At 69.2% G+C, this 22,373-nt stretch carries 27 protein-coding genes, 1 tRNA gene and 1 pseudogene; 10 read left to right on the top strand and 19 right to left on the bottom strand.

Annotated features, from left to right (window positions below; genetic code table 11):
• Position 1 precedes the first annotated feature (1 nt).
• On the top strand, positions 2-586 hold the full coding sequence (locus AB0H93_RS32330; RefSeq protein ID WP_132481953.1) for a TetR/AcrR family transcriptional regulator: 585 nt from the start codon (positions 2-4) through the stop codon (positions 584-586).
• A 14-nt stretch (positions 587-600) separates the two neighbouring features.
• Here the strand turns inward: AB0H93_RS32330 and AB0H93_RS32325 are convergent, their stop codons facing one another.
• From AB0H93_RS32325 to AB0H93_RS32315, 3 genes are all read right to left on the bottom strand, one after another.
• Entirely contained in the window at positions 601-1,356 is a 756-nt protein-coding gene (locus AB0H93_RS32325; protein WP_358577781.1) for a hypothetical protein, read from the bottom strand.
• Between the two features lie 96 nt (positions 1,357-1,452).
• Positions 1,453-2,601: an epoxide hydrolase family protein gene (locus tag AB0H93_RS32320; RefSeq protein ID WP_358577778.1), complete on the bottom strand. Its 1,149-nt coding sequence runs from the start codon at positions 2,599-2,601 to the stop codon at positions 1,453-1,455.
• Positions 2,602-2,724: 123 nt separating this feature from the next.
• Entirely contained in the window at positions 2,725-4,134 is a 1,410-nt protein-coding gene (locus tag AB0H93_RS32315; protein WP_358577775.1) for a sugar porter family MFS transporter, read from the bottom strand.
• A 270-nt stretch (positions 4,135-4,404) separates the two neighbouring features.
• Between AB0H93_RS32315 and AB0H93_RS32310 the strand changes: the two are divergent.
• A pseudogene (locus tag AB0H93_RS32310) lies at positions 4,405-4,605 on the top strand (isochorismatase family protein); the annotation flags it as partial.
• Here the strand turns inward: AB0H93_RS32310 and dcd are convergent.
• On the bottom strand, positions 4,574-5,155 hold the full coding sequence (dcd, locus tag AB0H93_RS32305) for a dCTP deaminase (RefSeq protein WP_358577772.1): 582 nt from the start codon (positions 5,153-5,155) through the stop codon (positions 4,574-4,576). The pseudogene AB0H93_RS32310 and the gene dcd sit on opposite strands and share 32 nt — an antisense overlap.
• An 87-nt stretch (positions 5,156-5,242) precedes the next feature.
• Here dcd and AB0H93_RS32300 point away from each other — a divergent pair.
• A tRNA-Gly gene (locus tag AB0H93_RS32300) sits at positions 5,243-5,313 on the top strand.
• Positions 5,314-5,634: 321 nt separating this feature from the next.
• Here the strand turns inward: AB0H93_RS32300 and AB0H93_RS32295 are convergent.
• The 7 genes from AB0H93_RS32295 to AB0H93_RS32265 form a co-directional block, all read right to left on the bottom strand.
• Entirely contained in the window at positions 5,635-6,111 is a 477-nt protein-coding gene (locus AB0H93_RS32295) for a redoxin domain-containing protein (RefSeq protein WP_358577769.1), read from the bottom strand.
• A gap of 112 nt (positions 6,112-6,223) precedes the next feature.
• Positions 6,224-6,778 carry a sigma-70 family RNA polymerase sigma factor gene (locus AB0H93_RS32290; RefSeq protein ID WP_358577766.1) on the bottom strand — a complete coding sequence of 185 codons (555 nt, stop codon included), beginning with the start codon at positions 6,776-6,778 and terminating at the stop codon, positions 6,224-6,226.
• 423 nt (positions 6,779-7,201) lie between these two features.
• A complete protein-coding gene (locus AB0H93_RS32285) occupies positions 7,202-7,363 on the bottom strand; it encodes a hypothetical protein (RefSeq protein WP_358577763.1) in 162 nt (53 codons plus the stop codon).
• Between the two features lie 3 nt (positions 7,364-7,366).
• A complete protein-coding gene (locus AB0H93_RS32280; protein ID WP_358577760.1) occupies positions 7,367-7,729 on the bottom strand; it encodes a hypothetical protein in 363 nt (120 codons plus the stop codon).
• A gap of 149 nt (positions 7,730-7,878) precedes the next feature.
• On the bottom strand, positions 7,879-8,661 hold the full coding sequence (locus tag AB0H93_RS32275) for a DUF1963 domain-containing protein (protein ID WP_358577757.1): 783 nt from the start codon (positions 8,659-8,661) through the stop codon (positions 7,879-7,881).
• A 202-nt stretch (positions 8,662-8,863) separates the two neighbouring features.
• Positions 8,864-9,202 carry a tRNA-binding protein gene (locus tag AB0H93_RS32270; RefSeq protein ID WP_358577755.1) on the bottom strand — a complete coding sequence of 113 codons (339 nt, stop codon included), beginning with the start codon at positions 9,200-9,202 and terminating at the stop codon, positions 8,864-8,866.
• A 182-nt stretch (positions 9,203-9,384) separates the two neighbouring features.
• On the bottom strand, positions 9,385-9,786 hold the full coding sequence (locus AB0H93_RS32265) for an SSI family serine proteinase inhibitor (RefSeq protein ID WP_358577752.1): 402 nt from the start codon (positions 9,784-9,786) through the stop codon (positions 9,385-9,387).
• Positions 9,787-10,005: 219 nt separating this feature from the next.
• Between AB0H93_RS32265 and sigJ the strand changes: the two genes are divergently transcribed.
• Both sigJ and AB0H93_RS32255 read left to right on the top strand, forming a co-directional pair.
• Positions 10,006-10,893: an RNA polymerase sigma factor SigJ gene (gene sigJ, locus AB0H93_RS32260; protein ID WP_358577749.1), complete on the top strand. Its 888-nt coding sequence runs from the start codon at positions 10,006-10,008 to the stop codon at positions 10,891-10,893.
• A gap of 47 nt (positions 10,894-10,940) precedes the next feature.
• The gene (locus tag AB0H93_RS32255) at positions 10,941-11,378 is read left to right on the top strand and encodes a carboxymuconolactone decarboxylase family protein (protein ID WP_358577746.1); all 438 of its coding nucleotides are present in this window, start codon (positions 10,941-10,943) and stop codon (positions 11,376-11,378) included.
• 61 nt (positions 11,379-11,439) lie between these two features.
• Here AB0H93_RS32255 and AB0H93_RS32250 read toward each other — a convergent pair whose 3' ends face one another.
• The 3 genes from AB0H93_RS32250 to AB0H93_RS32240 form a co-directional block, all read right to left on the bottom strand.
• Positions 11,440-11,940: a DinB family protein gene (locus AB0H93_RS32250; RefSeq protein ID WP_358577743.1), complete on the bottom strand. Its 501-nt coding sequence runs from the start codon at positions 11,938-11,940 to the stop codon at positions 11,440-11,442.
• Between the two features lie 15 nt (positions 11,941-11,955).
• Entirely contained in the window at positions 11,956-12,876 is a 921-nt protein-coding gene (locus AB0H93_RS32245; protein WP_358577741.1) for an LCP family protein, read from the bottom strand.
• Between the two features lie 338 nt (positions 12,877-13,214).
• On the bottom strand, positions 13,215-13,397 hold the full coding sequence (locus AB0H93_RS32240) for a hypothetical protein (protein WP_358577739.1): 183 nt from the start codon (positions 13,395-13,397) through the stop codon (positions 13,215-13,217).
• 408 nt (positions 13,398-13,805) lie between these two features.
• On the opposite strand from AB0H93_RS32240, the gene AB0H93_RS32235 reads away from it, so the two are divergent.
• Positions 13,806-14,936, top strand: coding sequence for a serine hydrolase domain-containing protein (locus AB0H93_RS32235; protein ID WP_358577737.1), 1,131 nt, complete (start codon positions 13,806-13,808; stop codon positions 14,934-14,936).
• Positions 14,937-15,021: 85 nt separating this feature from the next.
• Here AB0H93_RS32235 and AB0H93_RS32230 read toward each other — a convergent pair whose 3' ends face one another.
• Positions 15,022-15,630, bottom strand: coding sequence for a class I SAM-dependent methyltransferase (locus AB0H93_RS32230; protein ID WP_358577734.1), 609 nt, complete (start codon positions 15,628-15,630; stop codon positions 15,022-15,024).
• 161 nt (positions 15,631-15,791) lie between these two features.
• Positions 15,792-16,142: a GatB/YqeY domain-containing protein gene (locus tag AB0H93_RS32225; RefSeq protein ID WP_358577732.1), complete on the bottom strand. Its 351-nt coding sequence runs from the start codon at positions 16,140-16,142 to the stop codon at positions 15,792-15,794.
• Positions 16,143-16,209: 67 nt separating this feature from the next.
• Here AB0H93_RS32225 and AB0H93_RS32220 point away from each other — a divergent pair, with 67 nt between their 5' ends.
• The 3 genes from AB0H93_RS32220 (at position 16,210) to AB0H93_RS32210 (ending at position 19,133) form a co-directional block, all read left to right on the top strand.
• Positions 16,210-16,818 carry a TetR/AcrR family transcriptional regulator gene (locus AB0H93_RS32220; RefSeq protein WP_358577730.1) on the top strand — a complete coding sequence of 203 codons (609 nt, stop codon included), beginning with the start codon at positions 16,210-16,212 and terminating at the stop codon, positions 16,816-16,818.
• 98 nt (positions 16,819-16,916) lie between these two features.
• Positions 16,917-18,401: a carboxylesterase family protein gene (locus AB0H93_RS32215; RefSeq protein ID WP_358577728.1), complete on the top strand. Its 1,485-nt coding sequence runs from the start codon at positions 16,917-16,919 to the stop codon at positions 18,399-18,401.
• Positions 18,402-18,482: 81 nt separating this feature from the next.
• Positions 18,483-19,133 (top strand): maleylpyruvate isomerase family mycothiol-dependent enzyme, encoded by a 651-nt coding sequence (locus AB0H93_RS32210; protein ID WP_358577725.1) that lies wholly within the window; start codon positions 18,483-18,485, stop codon positions 19,131-19,133.
• A 24-nt stretch (positions 19,134-19,157) separates the two neighbouring features.
• Here the strand turns inward: AB0H93_RS32210 and AB0H93_RS32205 are convergent, their stop codons facing one another.
• Both AB0H93_RS32205 and AB0H93_RS32200 read right to left on the bottom strand, forming a co-directional pair.
• Positions 19,158-19,910 (bottom strand): SDR family oxidoreductase, encoded by a 753-nt coding sequence (locus tag AB0H93_RS32205; RefSeq protein ID WP_358577722.1) that lies wholly within the window; start codon positions 19,908-19,910, stop codon positions 19,158-19,160.
• 136 nt (positions 19,911-20,046) lie between these two features.
• Positions 20,047-20,754: a TetR/AcrR family transcriptional regulator gene (locus AB0H93_RS32200; protein WP_358577720.1), complete on the bottom strand. Its 708-nt coding sequence runs from the start codon at positions 20,752-20,754 to the stop codon at positions 20,047-20,049.
• A gap of 246 nt (positions 20,755-21,000) precedes the next feature.
• Between AB0H93_RS32200 and AB0H93_RS32195 the strand changes: the two genes are divergently transcribed.
• Entirely contained in the window at positions 21,001-21,888 is an 888-nt protein-coding gene (locus AB0H93_RS32195; RefSeq protein WP_358577718.1) for an NAD(P)-binding domain-containing protein, read from the top strand.
• 59 nt (positions 21,889-21,947) lie between these two features.
• Here AB0H93_RS32195 and AB0H93_RS32190 read toward each other — a convergent pair whose 3' ends face one another.
• On the bottom strand, positions 21,948-22,358 hold the full coding sequence (locus AB0H93_RS32190) for a nuclear transport factor 2 family protein (protein WP_358577716.1): 411 nt from the start codon (positions 22,356-22,358) through the stop codon (positions 21,948-21,950).
• Positions 22,359-22,373 lie beyond the last annotated feature (15 nt).

Genomic DNA, 22,373 nt, shown 5'->3' with positions numbered 1-22,373 from the left:
GATGTCCGCGACCGCAGGCGATGAGGTGCGCCTGACACCGGGCGCCAAGCGCATCCTCGACGTCGCAGCCGAGCTGTTCTACTCGCGAGGAATCAACGCCGTCGGCGTCGACACCATCGCGGCCGAATCCGGTGTCACCAAGCGGACCCTCTACGACCGCTTCGGGTCGAAGGACGGCCTGCTCGTGACCTATCTGAAGGCGCGCGACCGGCGCTGGCGCGAGCTCGTCGAAGCCCGCCTGGACGCCGAGGCCGACCCGGTCCGGCGCGCGCTGGTGCCGTTCGACGTGCTCCCCGAATGGCTCCCGCAGAGCAGCAGGGGATGTAGCTTCGTCAACGCCTTCGCCGAACTCCCCGAGCCCGACCACCCGGGGCGACAGCTGATCGTCGCCGAGAAGCAGTGGCTCCGAGACCTGTTCCGCGACCTGCTCGCCGAAGCCGGCGCCAAGAACCCGGAGGATCTCGCCGTGCAGCTGCTGAGCCTGCACGAGGGCGCCATCGTGAGCTACTCGATCGCCGGCGAATCCTCAGCCGCATCGATCACCCGCGCCGCCGCCGAAGCGCTCGTGCGGCAGGCGCTCGGCTGACGCGGAAAAGGCCGTCACAGGCAGATGTTCAGCGTGTAGCCGTAGTGGTAGCGGAGTCCGTCGGAACTCGCCGGGCAGCCGACTGGGAGCAGCTCGCCGCTGAGCGGCGGGATGTCGACCGCGCCCCAATCCGTGGCGCCGTCGACGCACACCTCGTCGAGGCTGATCGAGCTCCCGCGTTCGCCCGAGACGACGGGCACGAGCGTGAAGCCCTTCTGACCGTCGACGCGCCGGAACCAGTGGTCGCAGGCCCAGCGCAGCTCGTCGGCATCGGTGGCGACCAGTTCTTCGTAGAACCCGGAAGAGCCGCTGACCGAATCGAGCTCGACGAGGTAGTAGCTGTAGGCGTCCCCCTGCGGCTCCGAGTCCTCGCCGTCTACCACTTCCCGCAGCACGGCCAGGCCGGCGCGGGCGCCCGGGTCGTCCGGATCAGCGGCCAGGACCCGGCCGTACAGCTCCGCCGCCTCGTCGCCGCGAGCGGCGATTGCCTCATCGACGTCGTCGTCCTCGTCCAGTGCGGAATCCGTCTGCTGCATGAAGTCGATCTGCTGGACGAGGCGTGCCGCCAGCAGGTTGGCCGCGACGCGGTCACCCCGGTCCGCGGCCAGCGCGGCGCGCAACCAAGGCTCCCCGGGCCAGTATTCCTTGAAGTCGTCTGCCTCCGCTGCCACCGGCAGGATGCAGCTGAGCCGGCCGAACTCCCGCGCGGCAGCGGCATCCCCCGCTTCGGCTTCGGCCCGGAGCCGCGAAAACCGTTCTTCCATCTCCACAAGCCGGAATCGTAGGGCCCGAATCCCGCCCGCCGGTTCGGGTCGTGAGTGTTTTTGGTTGCTATAGCAGCACAAAACACTCACGACCCCGGTACGTCAGCCGCGCAACGACGCGAAGAACTCCTGGACGTCGCGGACGTACAGGTCCGGCTGCTCCATCGCCGGGAACGTTCCGCCGCGGCCGTACTCCGTCCAGCGCACGATGTTGTTGATGCGCTCCGCGAACGGGCGGACCGGCGCGAGGATGTCCTTCGGGAACACCGCGACGCCGTGCGGCACGGTGCCGTTCTGCAGCTCCGCGATGACGCCTTCCTCTTCCGCCTTCGAGGAGTTGTCCGGAGTCTCCACAAAGGACCGAGCCGCCGAACCCGCCGTGTTGGTGAGCCAGTACAGCATCACCGTCGTCAGGATGCGGTCGCGATCGATGGCGTCCTCCGGGGTGTCCTCGCAGTCGGTCCACTCCTTGAGCACGCCGACGATCCAGCCCAGCAGCCCGATCGGCGAGTCCGCCAGCGAGTACGCCAACGCCTGCGGCTTCGTCGACTGGATCAGCTTGTAGCCGTACAGCTCGTCGGTGTAGCGCTGCCACGCGCCCATCCGCGCGTGGTCGGCCTCGGTGAGCCCGGCCATCTCCGCCGGATCGCCGCCCGGGAACGTGATCATCCCGTTGGTGTGCAGGCCGATCACGTTGTCCGGCGCGAGGATCGCCAGCTCGCGGGAGATCCACGTGCCCCAGTCGCCGCCCTGCAGGCCGTACCGCTCGTAGCCGAGCCGGCTCATCAGCTCGGCCCAGGCCCGCGCGACCCGGCCGGCGCCCCAGCCGACCGAGCGCGTCGGCCCGGACAGGCCGTATCCCGGCAGCGACGGGATGACCAGGTGGAACGACTCGCCGAGCGGCCCGATGACGTCCAGGTACTCGGCGATCGAACTGGGCCAGCCGTGCGTGATCAGCAGCGGCAGCGCGTCCGGCCGGGACGACCGGACGTGCAGGAAGTGGATGTTCTCGCCGTCGATTTCGGTGGTGTACTGCGGGAATTCGTTCAGCCGCGCCTCCTGCGCCCGCCAGTCGTAGCCGCTGCGCCAGTACTCCGCCAACTCCCGCAGGTAGCCCAGCGGCGGGCCGTAGCTCCAGCCCTGCCCGGGCACCTCGTCGGCCCAGCGGACGCGGGCCAGCCGCGCCCGGAGGTCGTCCAGGTCGTGCTGCGGGATGTCGAGGCGGAACCGGGTGATGTCGCGAGAGGCCATGCACGCTCCTTCGTACGTTGTACGGTACTAGATACGCGCAACGCCCCGGCTTTGTTCCCGAACCCGCGGAAAAAATTTCGAGGGGCGCCCCCACCGGGGACGCCCCTCGAACATCGGACCAGGTCAGCTGCCCATTTCCTCCAACGAGCGCCCCTTGGTCTCCTTCAGGTACTTCACCACGAACACCACCGAGATCAGCGCGAACGCGGCGTAGATGAAGTAGGTGACCGGCAGGTTCCAGTCCCGCATGCTCGGGAAGCTCACCGTCACCAGCCAGTTCGCGATCCAGTTCGTAGCGGTGCCGACCGCCAGTGCGGCGGCCCGGATGCGCGCCGGGAACATCTCGCCCAGCAGCACCCACATCACCACGCCCCACGAGGCGGCGAAGAACAACACGAAAGCGCTCGCCGACACCAGCGCGACAGCACCCCACTGGAACGGCAGGTGCGCCTCCTCGCCGACGACCTCGGCGAAGCTGAACGCCCACCCGGTCACGGCCAGCGACACGGCCATCCCGAGCGAACCGATCACCAGCAGCGGCTTGCGGCCGATCTTGTCGACCAGCGCGATCGCGACGAACGTGCCGACGATGTTCACGATCGACGTGAACAGGCTCAGCAGCAGGGAACTGCTCTCGTCGATGCCCACCGAGTGCCACAGCGACGACGAGTAGTAGAAGATGATGTTGATCCCGACGAACTGCTGCAACGCCGCGATGGCCATCCCGACCCACACGATCGGCAGCACCCCGAACCGGCCCCGCAGATCGCTCAGCCGCGGCTTGCGCTCGCCGCCCAGCGCCGCCTTGATCTCGGCGACCTTCGCGTCCGGATCACCGGAGTCGACCTGCGCCAGGATCTCCCGCGCCCGGTCGACCTTGCCGACCGCGACCAGGTACCGCGGCGACTCGGGAATCGTCGAAGCCACCACCAGGTAGATCACCGCGGGGATCGCGGCCACCCCGAGCATCCACTGCCAGGCCTGCAACGGCCCGAGCATCCCGGAAGCGCTGCCCCCGGCGGCCTGCGCCAGGGCGTAGTTGACCAGCTGCGAAACGGCGATCCCCAGCACGATCGCCAACTGCTGCAAGGACCCCAACCGCCCGCGGTACGCGGCGGGCGCGACCTCGGCGATGTAGGCGGGCGCGATCACCGACGCGATGCCGATGGCGACGCCGCCGACGACCCGCCAGATGGCGAGGTCCCAGATCGCGAAGGGCACGGCCGAAGCGACGGCGCTGATGATGAACAGGACCGCGGCCAGCTGCATGACCCGGATCCGGCCGACCCGGTCGGCCAACCCGCCGGCGATCCCGGCGCCCACCGCGGAACCCAGCAGCGCCGAGGAAACGGTCAGGCCGGTCAACGCGGAACCGACGTTGAAGTGCTGCTGGATGGCGTCCACGCCGCCGTTGATCACCGAGGTGTCGTAGCCGAAGAGGAACCCGCCGAGCGCCGCGGCCCCGGCGATCATCACGACGTGCCCGAGGTTCTCGTTGGCAGTGCCCGAGGCGCGCGACTGCAATGCGGACATCGAGTACTCCTGCTGCCCGCTCGCCGACCCCGCCCCGTTGCGGGATCGTTCCAGAACGCCGGGCGAGGGGGATCGTAAATTCTGAATCCCCATCTTGCTTACTCGATTCAGGGTGAACTAGCTCACTGTCACCACAACCCGGGACAACGCGACACGAAACAGACACCACCAGGGAAAATGCCACCCGGCGCGTGTCGAGATGATTACCTGTCGTGATCACGTGTCAACTCAGGAGCCCCGACATGGACACGCCGGAGAGGCACGGTCACCAACGTCTGCTGCGAATCCTCGGCCCGCGACGCGAGCACCCTGGGCTTGCGCGTGATCATGGTCGCGGACGCCAACGCGGCAGGCCGCGACGCGGACCACAACGCCACGCTGCACACCATCTACCGGTCGTTCGGCGATGTTCGCGCGACCGCCGAGGCGGTGGCGATGCTCAGCGACGGGTGTCGGTGCGCCGGAAGTTGAGGTACGCCCGCGACGGCGTCGGCCCGCGCTGCCCCTGGTAGCGCGACCCCGCCTCCTTCGAGCCGTACGGGAAGTCCGCGGGGCTCGACAACCGGAACAGGCACAGCTGACCGATCTTCATCCCCGGCCACAACGTGATCGGCAGATTGGCCACGTTGGACAGTTCGAGGGTGATGTGCCCGGTGAACCCGGGGTCGATGAACCCGGCGGTGGAGTGCGTCAGCAACCCCAGCCGGCCCAACGAAGACTTGCCCTCCAGCCGGCCGGCCAGATCATCGGGCAACCGCACCGACTCGAAGGTCGACCCGAGCACGAACTCGCCCGGGTGCAGCACGAACGGATCGTCGTCGGGCGTCTCCACCAGCGACGTCAGCTCGTCCTGCTGCTTCGACGGATCGATGTGGGTGTACCGGGTGTTGTCGAAGACCCGGAAGAAGCGATCCAGCCGGACGTCGATGCTCGACGGCTGGATCATGGCGGCTTCGAACGGATCAAGTTCGAGGCGGCCTTCATCGAGCTCTTTGCGCAGGTCCCGGTCACTCAGCAACACGCCCCCAGCGTATCGGCAACCCGGTGATGATCTTCGCGCCCCACCGTGTTAGGCTGACGGAGCTCGTCGGGAGAGCCGATGAGGTACGCGGATGTAGTTCAATGGTAGAACATCAGCTTCCCAAGCTGAGAACGCGGGTTCGATTCCCGTCATCCGCTCGGAGCTGGGAGCCCTGTGTCCACGGAATTCGTGGACACAGGGCTCCTCGCCTTTACATGGGGGGCCGAGCCCCCCAAACCCCCCCACGGCGCGGTGGTCACCCTTTGCCGGCTCCTTTCGGATAGAGCGTTCCCGGCCTGCTCACCGACCAGCCTTTTCGTTACCCATCAATTCGGCTGCCGGACCAGCGCACCGCCGCGCCTAATGCTCAAAATGCTGGTCAGCACGAACCAACTGCGCAGCCCGCAACGCCGACCCCGAGTTCGGACCTACCGGTACGGGACTCTATGGCGCCACCCGGTGTTGGGTGCCACCTCGGGTTAACCGAGCGGACCGGTGGTCGGCAGGTCGTTGATGGCCTTGGCGATGCCTTTCTTGTCGTAGCTGTTGGTGGGCATGGTCGCCACATGGGTGTGGCGCACGACTCCGTCCCGGTCGATCAGCAGGCTGCCGGACTGCTGGATGGCACCGAACAACTTCTTCATCAGCCCGACGGCCTCGTGCGGCGTGCCGCGCTGGCCGGTAACCACACGAAACGGCAGCTCGCGCTTCGCTTGCCAGGCCGCTGCTTCGGCTCGACCTTCAGGGACCGCAACCAGGACGCGCACGTTGGCAGCCGTCAGATCGGCGGCACGCCCGGCGAGGTCTTTGACGTGGCTGTTGCAGACGGGACAGGTAGTCGAGCGCATGAAGTAGAGCAGCACGTTGTCCGTGCCGTGGTAGTCCGCGAGGCGGACGGCATGCCCGGCGGTGTCCTCCAGTGCGATGTCAGGGGCGGTGGATCCGGTTTCGAGCATGGGGGCTCCTCGTGAGGTGTGACCGCTCGGGTACCGAGCGACTCGGTCGGCGGACGTGCAGCGACAGAAGTTCGGGAATGGATCGGGTGGCGAGGCACAACACCGCGGATGGCTATCGATCGTGTTGCTCGAGGAGGCTCGGGTCTTGCAGCAACTGGCGGACCGTCGCCCGGGCCCGATGCAGACGGGACTTCATCGCGGGCGTGCTCAGGCCGAGCGCGGCGGCGACTGCCCGGCCCGAATAGCCCTGGATGTCCCGCATGATCAGGACGCGACGCTGGTCCGCGGGCAACTCGGCGACCGCTGCAGCAACCCGTTGCGCCTCCAGCCGTTGCATGACGTCGTCCTCCGCCGAAACCATCGTGCCGAGAGGCACTAGGACGTCGCCGCGCAACGCCCGGCGGACCCGGCGCAGGCATTCATTGCGCACGATCCGAAACATCCACGACACGAGCGCACCGGAGGCCCGCAGAGTGCCGATCTTGCGGTACAGAATGATCAGCGCTTCCTGCACGGAGTCCTCCGCGTCCTCCGGCGAAGCACACAGAGAGCGCGCGAAGCGCTGCACGTGCGGGTGCGAATCCGACACCAGGGCAGCGACGGCGACAGGATCCCCGCCCTGTGCGGCAACGATCAAAGACTCCCGGGGCCAACTGGCCTCAGCCATGTCTAGCTCCCCACCCACGCGGGACCGGCCTGGACTACGACGACACTCACGGCAACCTCCTCCAGCGCCGGGCGTGTCCCGGCCCTTACAAGAGTCGGTACGTGGGTCAAAGGATTCAGCCCCTGCGAGTGATCGCCATCACACGACGCCATTCGCGTCGATGCCGACCTGCCAGTCCGTGCCCGTGGACACGACGGCCACCCCCAGCCGCCGATCGAAACCGGCGATGCCCCGGATAGCCCAACGGACAGGGCTCCCAGCGGCAGTCGTCCGACTGTCCGCCTGATTCCCAAGCTGAGAACGCGGGTTCGATTCCCGTCATCCGCTCGGAGCTGGGAGCCTTGTAATCGACGAATTCGGCGCAACATCAAGGCCGGAAGACAGCGCTGGAAGTGAAGCACCGTCCTTGGCCGCGAGGCCGGTTCAGTCCATGAGGTCAGCTGCCTCCAGGAATCCGAAGATCGCCGCGAGGCCGAAGATCACCAACAGCCCGATCCCGACCGGCCCGCAGCCTGCGGCCTTCCCCAGCCGAGCCAGCGCCACGCCGCCCACGACGATGATGAGCAGGAACAGCATTCCGGCCACGGTTCACCCTTTCCTGGACGGCAGCAGCAAGCCGATCACGACGATCGCGCAGACCGCAGCGACGATGCCCGCCGTCGGGTTTTCCAACCCGAGGACGAGCACGGTGACGACAGCTCCGACGATGATTAGGGCCCGGATGGTGGACGCGGTCCTGCGCCTGCGCTGCGCGGCTACATCAGCCGCCATCCGCGCCCGCATGTAGGCCATGTACTCGGCGTCGAACGAGGCCTCTTCGTCGGTTTTCGGTGATTTCCAATTGATCGTGTAGTCGCCGCTGACACGACCGATCTGTGACACCGGCCCTTCGAAGGTTCCCCCAGAAATCTCGTTCTCGACGCTCTCGTCCTCGTCGCGACCGTCCCCCATGTTCCGAGGCTAGGCCTTCCGGCCGTCGCACGAATCCGCTCATCAGCTCAACTTCGCGCAGGCGAGTGTCCAGCGAGCTCAGACCTGACGGTGGCGTGCGGGTCATGGCGGCCGTTCACGCGCCGGCCACCGCCCGACCGCCGACCGAGTCAGCAGTTGCGTGTGTTGTTCTCGGCTTTGGTGAAGTCGCCCTTTTCGTATGCTCCGGCCGGGATCGTGAAGTACTGGATTGCTGCTTCTCCCCAGCTCCAGGCCTCGTCTTCCGCTAGTTGGAGCAGGTGGACGTGGGGCTCTTCTCTCCGCATCACGCTTGAGGCGTGAGACAGGCCTGGCCAGCCGAAGGCTCGATGACCTTCTGCGCTGTTCCCGTCGATTTCCTCGAATTCCGTGAGGATCAGCGATTCCGCTCCGTAGTGCACGCGCTCGTCGAACTCGACGTCTTCGTCCCGCACGTCCCAGCAGTCCGGGAGCATCGTCACCTCGACCGCCCGGACCGGGCGTCGCGGGTAACTCGTCGCCCGTTCCGGCGCCGTGGTTTCCACTGCTTTGGCCGGATCTGCCAGCACCACCCGGCATGCTTCGGTGCTGTCGCGTTTCAGGTGTTGGTAGGCCTCGTAGGGCAGGTTCGGGTCGAGCAGGAAGAAGTTGAGCAGGCCCCGGACCGGTGGCGCTTGGTCTCCTAGCCACGGCACCAGCTCGTCGAGATCCAGGACCGCGTACAGCGACAGCGGAATTCCCTCGTAGGCCGGCCATTCCTCGCCCGGCTCCAGCAACGCTGAGCCGCCGATGCGGCAGTGGCCGGCCGGTTCGTCATCGCCCACCGGTTCGAGGCGGAACCCGCGCCTCGCCAAGCTCGCGAACTGCCGGCCTGCCGCATCCCCGAGTCGCTCGATGCACAACCGCCGCATCTCGTCCGCGTCTTCGAACTCCATGCCCGAATCACAGCACAACCGGCCGACCAGCGGTCCCCTCACCTGCTACGGGGTTGATCGTCGCACCTTGGGCATGGAGCGCGAGGAGGTTGCTTCCTCGGCGTTCTTCGCCTGGTCGGCTTGTTGCCCTGTTGTGTTACTCGTGAGTAGGTTTGGTCTTCTGTGGGCTCGGCGGGTTGCCCGGGACGCCGGGGTGGCCCGGTCAGAGGAGGCGGGTGCCGTTGGGGACCTGGTGGTCGAAGCCCGCTAGGACCACGCTGTTCTGCTCGTCGTGGGCTCCCGTTACCAGTACTTCGGACTTCACTCCAGCGATTCGCTTCGGCTCGAAGTTGCACACGCACAACACCTGGCGGCCGATCAGGTCTTCCGGTTCGTAGTGGTCCGTGATCTGCGCGCTCGACGTCTTCCACCCGATTTCTTCGCCGAGGTCGACCGTCAGCACGTATGCCGGTTTGCGCGCCTTCTCGTTCGGCTTCGCCTGCACGATCGTGCCCACGCGCAGTTCTACCTTCTCGAAGTCCGCCCACTCGATCAGCGACATCCCGCACCCTCCTTTTTAGACGGACAGCAGCGTACTCCGGTCGTTCGACGCGACCGGAGTACGTGCGTCGATTCGGCAGCCGCTACCCGCCTGTCGAATTGGACCTCGGGGCGGCAACGCGGCCAGCGAGCCCGAGGGCGTCCGGCCGGATCGCTGGCTGACCAAGGACTTCGGCTAGCGGCTCAGAAGTCGAAGACGACCCCGGTCTCGACCGTGAGGACGCAGCTGTTCGGGTAGGTCTCGGTGAAGCTCACCGACCGCCCGCGCCAGTTCCCCTCCAGCTTCGCCGTGACCGGCTCGTACTGGAGGGTGCAGGCCATCGCCGGCTTCGCCGTCATCAGGCGGAAATCCGCCCCGACCGCGTCCAGGTCGCTGCACGCCTTCGCCGCGTTCTTGTGCGTGCCGCCCGCCGGGTGGCAGGTCAGGACCGCGTTGCCGAGCGCCGCTCCGCGGCCGTTGTCCAGCGAAAGCCGGACCGTGCTGGGGGTTTCGCCCTGGGCCGGGGCCACCGCCGCGACCGTCGCCATCGTTCCGGCGGTCAGGGCAGTGGCGAGCAGGACGCGACGGGTGAGTTTGGCCAACAACTTCCGCAACCTTTCGATCAGAACTGTGCGCGAGCGCGCTGGGCATCGGGGAGTGCAGGCCGAGGTGCGCCTACCCAATAAGATCCGGGAAGTTTCCGGATGAACGTCCGCCGCAGCGGATGCGGAGAACATTACTGGACTACTTGGCGTAATAATCATTAGACCAAAAGAGTTAATGATTGAATTTTTACGGGTAAGGCTCAGTTCAGGAGGATCTGCATGGGTGGCGGACGCGGCGAGCGGTTGGGGGCGGAGTGGCAGGAGCACCGGCCTGCCGTCTTCGGCGTGGCCTACCGGCTGCTCGGCAGCGTCGCCGATGCCGAGGACGTCGTGCAGGACGTGTGGTTGCGGGCCGCCGCGGCGGACCTGGGCGGCGTCGACGACCTGCGGGCCTGGCTGGTCACCGTCGCCGCGCGGCGGTCGTACGACATCCTCAAGTCCGCCCGGGTGCAGCGGGAGAGCTACTTCGGGCCGTGGTTGCCGGAACCCCTGCTGACCGGGCCGGATGCCGCCGAGCCGGTGCTCGTCGACGAGTCGGTCGGCTCCGCGATGCTGCTGATCATGGAGGAGCTGAGCCCGCCGGAGCGGGTGGCCCTCGTGCTGCACGACGTGTTCGGGTTGGAGTTCGCGCGGATCGCCGAGGTGCTGGGCGGCTCGGTGCCCGCCGCCCGGAAGCTGGCCTCGCGGGCGCGGCACCGGGTCGCCGAGGCGAGGGGCAGCGCGCCGGACGTGCCGCGCGCCGAGCTGGATCGCCTGGTCATCGCGTTCCGCGCCGCCTACGAGACCGGGGACCTCGCCGCGCTGGTCGAGCTGATGCATCCCGATGCCGTCTACCTCACCGACGGCGGCGGGCAGGTCAGCGCGGCCCGCGTGCCCATACTCGGCGGTCGGCGCATCGCCGAGGTCCTGGTCCGGGTGGGTCGCCGGTGGCGGGCCGACCGCATCGACATCGTCGAGATCGGCGGCGAGCCGGCGCTGGTGCTCCACCGCGAAGGCGGGATCCACTCCGTCGACACGTTCGGGTTCGCCGATGGCCGGATCGTCGCCTATCGGCGGGTGCTCAACCCGCGGAAGCTCGCCCACCTCAAGGCGGTCACATCCGAGTAGGCCCGCTCGTCTCCCTGGTGACAGCCCAGAACCACAGGGAGACAACGATGGCACGTCTGAACCTCGGCGAAGCAGCACCGGAGCCCTACAAGGGCTTCAAGGACGCCGACGCCGCGCTCCGCAAGGGGCCGCTGGACGACAAGGTGCGGGAGCTGGTCAAGATCCGGGTTTCGCAGATCAACGGCTGCGTCTTCTGCGTCGACATGCACGGCCGGGAGGCGCGCCGGATCGGCGAGACCGAGGACCGGCTCCTCCAGCTGGCCGTGTGGCAGGAGTCGGAGCTCTACGACGAGCGGGAGCGGGCCGCGCTGGGCTACGCCGAGGCGGCCACCCGCCGCGAGCACATCGGCGACGACCAGTGGGAGGCGCTGCGCAAGGCGTTCCCGGACGAGGCCGAGCTCGGTCACCTGGTCGCCCAGGTCGCGCTGATCAACGCGCTGAACCTCATCGGTGTCCCGCTGCAGATGAAGCCGCCGCGCCGCTGAGGCCGCGGGAGACCCGTGTGCACTTTCTGCTGATACAGCAACAGAAAGTGTACACGGCCCTTCACTCGCCGGTCGGTCCGCCGGCCTGTTCCACGACGATGTCGAGCTGGCCCAGGTGACGGGCGTATTCCTGGACGAGGTGCAGCAGCACCCTTTCCAGGGTCGCCGGTTCCGCGCCCTTCCAGCGCGGTCCCGGCTCGCCCGCCTTCTCCAGGGGCGTGATCGCCACGACTTCGGAGGTTCGCCGTCCCTGGTCGCGGAGGGCCGCCACCAGATCGTCGCGGGTTTCCTCCGGGGCCACGTGCCAGCGGCCGTTCGTCCTGTCACCCCACGGGTTTTCGAACCGACGACCCTCGAATCCCCATTCGATCCAGCGCCTTTCGGCGAAGGTCAGGTGCTTGACCAGTTCCAGCGGCGTCCACCCCGACGGGACCCGGCTGGATCGCAGCTCCGCATCCGGCAGGGCCGCCACCTTGTCGATCACGCTGCCCCGGAAGAAGTCGAGGTAGCGGAGGAGCACCTCGCCGCGCGAGGCCGCGGGATCCGTGGGTTCCGGGAACATCCGACGAGTATGCGCTCAGTCGACGATCAGGTCCTCCGGGACGGGCTGGTCGGCGTTCACGGTCTCGAAGAGTTCGGTGGCCTTCTTCTTGTCCCAGCTCTTCGCGGTGCCGTCGGTCACCGGGACCGTCGTCGTCACCACGGCGCCCGAGGAGATGCCGCGCATCGCCCACGCCAGCGACAGCAGGTCGCTCGGGCCGTCGTCGCTGGTCATCGTCATCGCCTGGGCGCCCGCGTCCGCCAGTGCGTAGGTGGCGAACGGGTTGATCAGGGTGGTCGCGCTGGACGCCTCCTGCGCCAGGGCGCCGATGAACTTGCGCTGGTTCGCGACCCGGTCCAGGTCCGAACGCGGGGTCGCATCGCTGTAGCGCATGCGGACGAAGGTCAGGGCGTTCGCGCCGTCCAAGCGCTGGCAGCCCGCCTGCAGCGTCTGGCCGGTCTTGGTGTCGTGCATCTCCTGGTCCAGGCACATCTCGACGCCGCCGACCGCCTCGACGATCTCCGCGAACCCGCCGAAGCCGATCTCGGCGTAGTGGTCGATGCGCAGGCCCGTGGCCTGCTCCACCGTCTGCGCCAGCAGCTGCGGGCCGCCTTCCGCGAAGGCCGCGTTGATCATCGCCCGCCCGTGGCCGGGGACCGGCACCCGCGAGTCGCGCGGGAGGCTGATCAGCGTCGGGGCCGTGGAGTTGTCCGGCAGGTGCGCGATCATGATCGTGTCCGTGCGCCGGCCCTCCGCATCGCCGACGTGCAGCCCGGCCGCCGTCTCCGGATCCAGCCCCTCGCGGCTGTCCGAGCCCACGATCAGCCAGTTCGTGCCCGCGCCCGCCGCCGGGCGGCCCGGGTAGTCCGGGAAGGCGTCGACCCGCCGGATCGAGGAGTCGACGTGGAACCACAGCCAGGCCCCGAACACCACCGGTAACAGCACCAGGACCACCACGACCGCGAAGATCTTGCGGCCCCTCCGGCGTGGTCTTCCGGCACCGCGATTCGTCGCGTCCCAGTCATTCCGGAACCGATAGGTGTTCATATCCGAGAAGACGTTCCGCTCGCCGGGAAGTTGCTCCTGCCCACAAAAAAGGACGCCCCGTGGCCAAGGCCTCCATCCGTGATCGAAGCCCCTTGCCTTCGCATCGCTTCGTCAGTCGTCCAGCCGGACCGCGACGATGACGCGGCCTTTCGCGTCGCGCCGGGCGACCGTCAGGCCGAGCCTCCGCCCCGCTCAGCCTGCTCGACGCCCACCGGATCAAGCGGTCCACTTAGGACCGAACGATCCGGTCACTCCTCCATCCGCTGCCGCCACCACGCCTCGGCATGCCATTCGCTCAGGGCAGGCGCCCGCGGACGCCGGATGGTGCGCCGTCGGAACTCCTCGTCCAGCGGAGCCAACACCCGGCGGAGCTCGGCTCGGGCCCTGGGAGACAGCCTCGGCATCACGCGTTCCAGCTCGTCACGCGCCATGACCGGACTGCCGGGTGAGTCGTACGACGGGATGTAGCGCCAACGGCCCGGCCGCCGCACGAATCTCCGGTACCGGTCGAGCGGGTGGGAAACCAGGATGAGCCAGAAAAACCTGCGAGCCTCGACCCGGTCGAGTTCCGACCAGGGCCCACGCCCGGCCCCGCGAATCCGGCCCGCCGGCCGCATTCCGGGAATGTGCGCTCGTTCGGCGCGCAACGCGTCCGGCGACCTACGCGGCATCGCCCTTTCGGTGAACCGTCATGCCGAAATCATGGCACAAGTCCTTCCGGTGACGCTCCGAGCAGCTGCGGCATTGGTGAAAGCCCTGAGCCGAACTCCGGGATCTGCCCGATACCCGCGCGCGGCGCCGATCCCTAGCGTGTCGGCAGGTCAAAGATCGGAGTCGACATGCGCACTTCCAAGCCTGGCAGGCGAATAACCGCGGCGGCGACCCTCGCCCTCCTGCTCACCGCCACGACGACCGCGCCTGCGCTGGCCGCGACCGGGCACCAAGACGTCCAGCGCGCGCTGGACGTGCTCACCGCGCAGGACGGTGTGCCCGGAGCGCAGGTCACCGCGCACGACCGAACCGGGCCGAGCCGGTCGGTGCGCAGCGGCGTCGGCGACGTGAGCACCGGCCTGCCGTTCCCGGAGGACGGGCAGTTCCGCGCCGGCAGCATCACCAAGTCGTTCGTCGCGACCGTCGTGCTGCAACTGGTCGCCGACGGCCAGGTCGAACTGGACGCACCGGTCGAGCGGTACCTGCCGGGCGTGATCGCCGGGAACGGCAACGACGGCAACGCGATCACCGTGCGCCAGCTGCTGCAGCACACCAGCGGGCTTTACGACTACCTCCAGGACTTCCTCGACGTCGACCCCGAACAGCTGCGCCACCGCGGCGCCGACCCGGCCGAACTGGTCGGCATCGCGATGCAGCACCAGCCGCTGTTCCCGCCGGGCGCGAAGTGGTCCTACTCCAACACCAACTACGTCCTGGCCGGAATGCTGGTCGAACGGGTCACCGGGCACAGCATCCACGCCGAGATCGCCGCGCGGATCACCGGGCCGCTCGGCCTGCACGACACGTACCTGCCGAAGCGCGGCGACGAGATCCTCCCGACGCCGCATCCGAGGGGTTACGCACCGGCACCCGCAGGGCTGATCGACTTCACCGAGTTCGACCCGTCGATCGGCGGGGCCGCGGGCGCCCTGGTGTCGACCGAGCGGGACCTGAACCGCTTCTTCGCGGCCCTGCTCGAAGGCCGTCTGCTGCCTGCCGAGCAGCTCGCCGAGATGCAGCGCACCGTCCCGGCCGCTCTCGGGGGGAAGAGCGCGCACTACGGGCTCGGGCTGGCGAGCGTGCCGCTGTCCTGCGGTGGCGAATTCTGGGGCCACGGCGGCGACATCATCGGCTTCACCACCCTGTCCGCCGCGACCACCGACGGCCGCGGTGCCACCGCCGTGGCCAACCTGAACCCGGCCACGCCTGAGATCCACCGGGACATGTTCGCCACCATCGACGCCGCGATCTGCCCTTAGTCCATATAGGACAATGACCCGATGCGCCGAGGAGGGCAGTGAGTGCTCGTGCCGGTAAGAACCGGAACGAACACCCACGAGCACCTCACCGCAGACGTCGGGCCCGGAGGACGGTGTCGTGGGTGTGGCCGCCGGGCGACGGGGGGTTCCGCGGGCGGGATTCGTCGACCAGCACGGTCCAATCGCCGTCGAGGAGTTCGGCGATCTCGTGGGGCTGGTAGAACTCGCTCGGCTCGTAGCCGTGCGCGGCTTCCGGCGGCATGTCCGTCATGTCGTGGCCGACGAACAGGAGCGTGCCGCCCGGGGAGACCGAGGCCAGCAAGCCGCGCAGGGCCGCGTGCCCGGGCTGCTTCACGAGCGGGAAGTAGTGCACCGACACCAGGTCGAACGCCCCGGCCGGCGGGGCGGCTGTGTTCAGGTCGGCACGCGTCCAGGAGACTCCTGGACCGCCCGCCGCGACTCGGGCGGCGCGCTCCAGCGCGACCCGCGAGACGTCCACCGCGGTGACCTGCCACCCGCGCCGGGCCAGCCAGAGCGCGTCCGCGCCTTCGCCGCATCCCACGTCGAGCGCTTGCCCGGGCGGCAGGTCGGCCGCTTCGGCGACGAGCGCCCCGTTCGGTTCGCCGCTGAACAGCTGGTCCTGGCTGCCGTAGCGCTCGTCCCAGAACTCCTGCCCGGTCACCTCAGATGCCATGACGCCGGTCTCCCATGACGAGTTCGCAGATGCGCGCTTCCAGTTCGTTCGAGAAGGGATCCCGCGCGGCTTGTCGTTCGGTCATCTCGACCACCTCCGAACACCAACATGGCCCCGCGGTCCGAAATCCGGCAACGCTGTTTGCGGGAACAGCAAATGCGTCAGGGAGTTCCCAGGTGGCGGCTCAGCACCGCGGCCTCCGCGCGGAGCCGTTCGGCGAGGTCGTCGCGCCCGGCCTGCTCGTACTCCTCCGCCGCGACCGAGCGCTCCCGCACCTCGTTCGCCACGATCGACCGCATGTCGGCCTCGGTGAGCCGACGACGTTGCGCCTCCGCCGCGCCAACGCCCAGCGCCGCACCCGCGACGTGTTCGTTCCCGCCGCTCAGTGAGCGGTCCGCGGGCACGGCCTCGGCGTTGTCGATCGCCGCCAAGGCCGAGCGGAGCGCCGCGACGGCGACGTTGTTCCGGGCCTTGAGGGCCGTTTTCAGGTCGTCACGCAGGCTGGTGCGCATGCGCCGGGACTCCAATCCGGGTGTCGCCGCCCTGCCTTCGATAGCAGTACGGCTGTACGATATTCGGGTGCCGCGGGTTGCCGATCATGATCAGCGTCGCGCCCAGATCGCGCGGGCCTTCCAGCGCCTGCTCGCCGCGGAGGGCTTCGCGGGCGTCTCGTTCTCGCGGGTGGCGACCGAGGCCGGGATCTCGGTCGGGCTCATCCAGCACTACTTCGCGGGCAAGGACGCGCTGCTGCACTTCGCCTACGAGGACGCCACGCGCCGCATGGGCGAGCGGGTGCGGATTCGGGTCCGCGACGGCGAAGCCGCCCGCCTCCCGACCGCCGAGGTGCTGCTCGACAGCCTCGTCGAACTGCTGCCGCTCGACGAGGAACGGGACGTCGAGTACCGCGTCCGGCAGGGCCTGCAGGCCCAGGCACTGCACCACGCCGGTCTCGCCGAGGTCGCCCGGCAGTCGGGCGGCGCCATCCTCGACTACGTCACGAAGGCGGTCCAGGACGGCGTGAAGCGCGGCGAGGTCGAGCCCGGTGTCGACGCCGTGCTCGCCGCCCGCGCGATCCTCGCGACCGTGCAGGGCCTGGCCGATCAGGTCGCGCTCTCGGGCGCGGACGCCTTCCCGGCTCGGGACGCGTTGCGCCCGGTCATCGCCGCGGTGTTCACCGGGCATCGCTGATCTCCTCACCGCGGGCAAAACCTCGCGACGACAACATGGCCGTGCGACTATCGTAGCAATATGCTCGTATTGTTATTGCTCGCCGAGGGGCGCGCACGATGACCGAACACGTGACCGTGCAGTTGAGCGGCGGCGCCATCCGCGGCCGCAGGCTCGACGAACACCTCTCGTTCCGAGGCATCCCGTACGCCGCCCCACCGGTCGGCGAGCGGCGGTGGCGGCCGCCCGCGCCGGTCGAGCCGTGGTCTGGAATCCGCGACGCGACCGTCCCCGGGAATCCCGCGCCGCAGCTGGCGCAGTCCTTCGCGGACGTGACCTCAGTCGACGAGGACTGCCTGACGCTCGACGTCACCGCGCCCTCGACCACGGGCACCGGACGCCCGGTGCTGGTGTGGCTGCACGGCGGCGGTGGGACGAACGGCACCGCCGCCATCTACGACCCGCGGCGGCTCGCGATCTCCGGCGACGTCGTCGTCGTGGCGCCGAACTTCCGGCTCGGCGTGTTCGGCTGCTTCGGGCATCCGGGCCTCGCCGACGGCGGCACCTTCGGCCTGCAGGACCAGCAGGCCGCGCTCCGCTGGGTGCGGCGGGAGATCGCCGGATTCGGCGGCGACCCGGCGAACGTGACGCTGATCGGGGAGTCCAACGGGGCCCTCGCGGTCGCGGCGCACCTGACGTCACCCGGCTCGGCCGGGCTGTTCCACCGCGCGATCCTGCAGAGCGCGTTCGGCATGCTGGGCCCGGCACCGGCGCACACCTTCATGCCCGGCGTTCCGACGCTTCCTCCAATGTGGACTCCGGTGGCCGAGCTGGACCGGCTCGGCGCCGCCACCGCCGCCGAGCACGGCTGGATCAGCGATGCCGAATCGGCGCTCGCGCAGCTCCGGCGGGTTCCGGCGGAGGAGTTGCTGCAGGTGTCGGGCAACTTCATCCGGCCCGCCTTCGGCGGCACCACGCTGCCCGAATCACCTGCGGAAGCGCTGCTCGCCGGGCGCTTCCACCGGATGCCGGTGCTGCTGGGCACCACGCTCGACGAGGCCCGGTTCTTCGTCGGACTCGCCGGAAACCCGGTCACCGCCGAGAGCTATCCGCGCCTGCTCTCGGAAGCCTTCGGCGACGCGGCGGAGGAGGTCGCCGCGCGCTACGCGCTCGACCGCTTCCCGACGCCGAGCCTCGCCTGGGCGCAGATCTGCACCGACCGGGCGTGGGCGCGACCGGCCTGGGAACTGGGCCGTGCTCTCGCCGCGCACACCGACACCTGGTTCTACGAGTTCGCCGACCGGGACGCCCCGCCGCTCGTGCCGCTTCCTGGAGCCCCGACCGGCGCGCAGCACTCCAGCGAGCTGGCGTACCAGTTCGACATCCCTGGCGCGCCGCAGCTGACGGCGGCGCAGCGCGAGCTCGCCGACCGGATGAACCGCTACTGGACCGCCTTCGCGGCAAACGGCGACCCCGCCTGCGCCGACCTGCCGGCCTGGCCCGACGCCGCCACGGGCCACGTCCAGTCCCTGGCGCCGGAACGGATCGGCGCTACGGACTACGCGGCCGGGCACGCCCTCGACTTCTGGTCGCGGATGCCCTGAAAAAGTTCGCGCCCCAGCGACGATTCGGCCCGGCCTCTGCGGTCCTACTTGCGACCGACCTGAAGCACAGGAGATCCAGCCGTGACCAGAGCAGAACCGACGACCCGACGCGCGCCCGGAATCTGGCCGCTCGTGCACGCCGAGCGAGCGGCCCTGGCCGCTGACCTCGCCGACCTGACCGACGAGCAGTGGGCGACGCCGTCGCTGTGCACCGAACTCACGGTGCGCGAGGTTCTGGCGCACCTCACCGCGGGCGCGAGCCTCACGCCCGTGCGGTGGTTCGCGGGCGTGATCCGCTGCCGGTTCGACTTCGACGAGCAGGTGGCCATGCGGCTGGCGGAGCAACTGGGCGCCACCCCGGCGGAAGCGCTCGCGAGGTTCCGCCGGGTCACCACCAGCACCACCAAGCCGCCGCTGCCGGTCGTGGCGATGCTCGGCGAAGCGATCGTGCACGCCGAGGACATCCGGCGACCGCTGGGCATCCACCGCGACTACCCGATCGACACCCTGACGCGGCTGGCCGAGTACTACCGGGGCTCCGACCTGGTAGTTCCCGTCAAGAAGCGGATCGCCGGTCTCCGGCTCGCCGCGACCGACGGCCCCTTCGCCACCGGCTCCGGGCCGCTGGTGTCCGGCACCACCCTGGCGCTGACCATGGCCATGACCGGCCGCACGGCCTACTTCGACGAGCTCGACGGCGAGGGCGTCGCAACCCTGCTCGACCGCGCATGAACCAGGCGCCCGGCCGGCTGAGGTTCAGCTCCGGTCGGCCAGGTAGTCCTCGCCGCCGACGTAGGCGGTGTGCCCGGTCTCCAGCGGGGCGGTTGCCGCGGACACGATTTCGGCGGCGAACTCGGAGACCGTCGGCAGGGATCCGGCCTCCGCGCGGCGGGCGTCGATGATGCCGGGGCGGGCCCGCTCCAGGAGCGTCGGGGTGATCGTGCCCTCGATCATGTCCCCCGAGACGACCACCAGGCCGATCCCGCGGGCCGCCAGGTCGGGGATCCGGTCGCGCAGCGCGTCCTCGCCGGCCCGCTTGCTCGCGGCCACCGGTTCGTACTCGTCGTAGGTGGGCCGCCTGCCGTGGAAGTGCGCCTGGTGGCTGGTGACGAAGACGATCCGCGCCGACGGCGGCAGCAACGGCAGCGCAGCGTCCACAAGGGACACTTGGGCGTCGCGGTTCAGCCGGAGCGCGTAATCGGGCGGGACGTCGCGCTCCATCCCGCCGGAGGCGTTGAGGACCAGCAGGTCCAGGCGGCCGCACAGGTCGCGGATCTCGCCGGTCATGGCCGCGACGTCGGCCCGGTCGGTGAGGTCCGCGCGCACGGCCGAGGCCGCGCCGCCCGCGCGGGCGATCTCGTCGACGACCCGTTGAGCGCGCTTGGCCTTCTCCCGGTAGTTCACGAAAACCCGGGCGCCCGCGGCCCCCAGCAACCGAGCCGTCTCGGCGCCGATCCCCCGGGATCCTCCCGTCACCAGCGCGATCCGCCCGGCGAGGCTCGTGCTCATGCCAGTTCCGCCTCTCCGCGTTTCACAGTTGTGGTTGCGTCCGGCTCAATCCCGCGTTTCGCAGTTTCTTGTGGCTGGTTTGCGTCACGTTCCCCTGAGGTGCGGTTGAGGAGGACTCGGGTTGACACAGGGCTACTCATGCCCTCTTCATCCGCATGACCATCGCGTCCGCGCCGGCGGCCACGTCCGCGCTCCGCGGCACCGCGGTCCGCGCCAGCCGGGTGCTCACGGCCGCACCGAAACCGGCGATCCGCACCACGTCGTTGACGAACTCGTCGAGATCCTCGGGCCACGGCAGCGAAGGCTGGTTGATCAGCAGCGACACGCATCCGTGCATCGCGGACCACAGGCTCAGCGCCAGCGTGCGGGGATCCCCGCGCAGCACTCCGCCGTTCACGCACGCGGTGACCGCGTCCACCATGTGCGCGAAGCACTCCTCCGCCGCGGGCGAGAGCTCCGGGCCACCGGGCCGGTGCAGCATCAGAACGCGGTACTGCACCGGATGATCGAGGGCGAACCGGACGTAGGCGCGTCCACATTGGCCCAACGCGATGAACGGATCCGTCAGCCGCGCGCAGGCTTCGCGGATCCGGCTGCCCAGCCCGTCCCACGCCCGCAGGCACACCGCCTCGACCAGCCGGTCCTTGCTCGCGAAGTGCCGGTACACCGACGGCGTGGTGACGCCGGCGCGCTCGGCCACGGCCCGCAGCGTGAGCGCCTCCTCGGTGCCGGCCTCGACCAGCATCCGCTCGGCCACGAGGAGGATCTCCTCGCGCAGCCGCCCGCCCTCGCCCGGATTGGCCCGCACCCGCCTGCCCGGCACCGGTTCGCACAGGTCCGACATCGGGTCGCATCCGTCTGACACGAGATCACAGTGACATCGTCACCCTGACATTGTCAACCACTCCGGACGCTCACCCCAGCGGCCCGAAGGACCAGCTGACGACCCTATCGAGCCAGGTCAGAACGATCGTCATGGATTCCCGATCGGATTCGCCCGCGGGCATTGACCTCGACATAACTTGAAGTTACAAGCTCTCGATGTTCGCCTCGGCGATAGACCGGGAGCGATTGGTTGGGAAGGAACCCCATGACGACAACGACAACCGACGACCCCCGCCAGGTCACCGTGCTCGGCCTCGGTGACATGGGATCGGCGATCGCCAGGACGTTCGTCGACCGCGGCTACCGCACGACGGTCTGGAACCGGACCGCGAGCAAGAGCGAGCCGCTGGTCGCCGCCGGCGCCACGGCGGCCGCGACGGCCGCGGAGGCGGTGGCGGCGAGCCCGTTGGTCGTGATCTGCCTGCTCGACAGCACGGCGGTCGACGAGGTGCTGGGCGCCGTCGAAACCGCGGTCGCGGGCAAGGTGCTGGTGAACGTCACGAGCGGTTCTCCCGCCCAGGCGCGGGAGAACGAGCGCTGGGCGACCGAGCGCGGCGCCGAGTACATCGACGGAAAGATCATGGGAGATCCGCCGTACGTCGGCACGCCGAACGTCATGTTCCCGTTCAGCGGCTCCCGAAGCGCGTTCCAGGCCCACGAGCCGGTGCTGCAGGAGCTGGGCAGCATCGCGTACCACGGCGAGGACGCCGGCCTGGCGGCCGTGGAGTTCATGGGCCAGGTCGCGATGGGCTACGAGATGCTCATCGGCTTCCTGCACACCCTCAAGCTGGTCCAGGCCGAAGGGGTCGACGTGGTGGCGTTCACCGAGCGCGTCGCCGGCTCGGTGGCCGCCTACCCGCCGCTGCTGACCATGATGGGCAAGGCGATCAAGAGCGGCGAGTACGCGCCGGATCTCGGCCCGCTCAACGTCCAGGCCGCGCTGATGGACGACATGATCGACCACCGGGAATCCGTCGGCGTGGAGGCCGTGCGGATGCGGGAGGTCAAGGAGCTGATGGACCGCCGGATCGCCGAAGGCCACGGCGATCAGGGCTTCTCCAGCCTGTTCGAGTTGCTCCCGAAGCGCCGGTGACGCGCAGCGGGGTGCGGGCGCCCGCACCCCGCTTTTCGCCGCCCGCGCAGCGCCGCTGACTACTGCGGTGCTTCGCCGAAGATCAGGCGGTGCCCGCGCGCCGTGTCCGCGTACTCGCGGGCCCGGTGGATCAGCCCGTCCCTGAGTTCGAAGACGAAGCAGTGGTCGTTGCTGTAGTGGTTGCCGTTGGCGAGGGTCGCCGTCATGGTCGCTTCCACGACCACCCGCTCGCCGTCGACGTGCAGCCCGTGGAAGACGACATCGACGTCACGCGCGTACAAGCGGGGGAAGTCCTCGGCGAAGAAGCGCACGATCGCCTCCCTGCCAACCATGTGGTCGGGAGCCCCGAGCGCGACGGCCGTGGCGTTCCCGGGCGGCGACAGCCATTCGGCGTCCTCGGTGAGAACTGCGGAGATCTTGTCGGGGTCGTTGCTGGCGAGCGCCTGGAAGGCGTTCGGGACGATGCTCATGGAACCCACTGTTTC

It is taken from the genome of Saccharopolyspora sp. NPDC050642 (assembly GCF_040654735.1).
In the GTDB taxonomy this organism is placed as follows: Bacteria; Actinomycetota; Actinomycetes; order Mycobacteriales; family Pseudonocardiaceae; genus Saccharopolyspora; species Saccharopolyspora elongata.
Note: the sequence above shows the minus strand (reverse complement) of the source record. Positions and strands in the feature narration are given on the sequence as shown.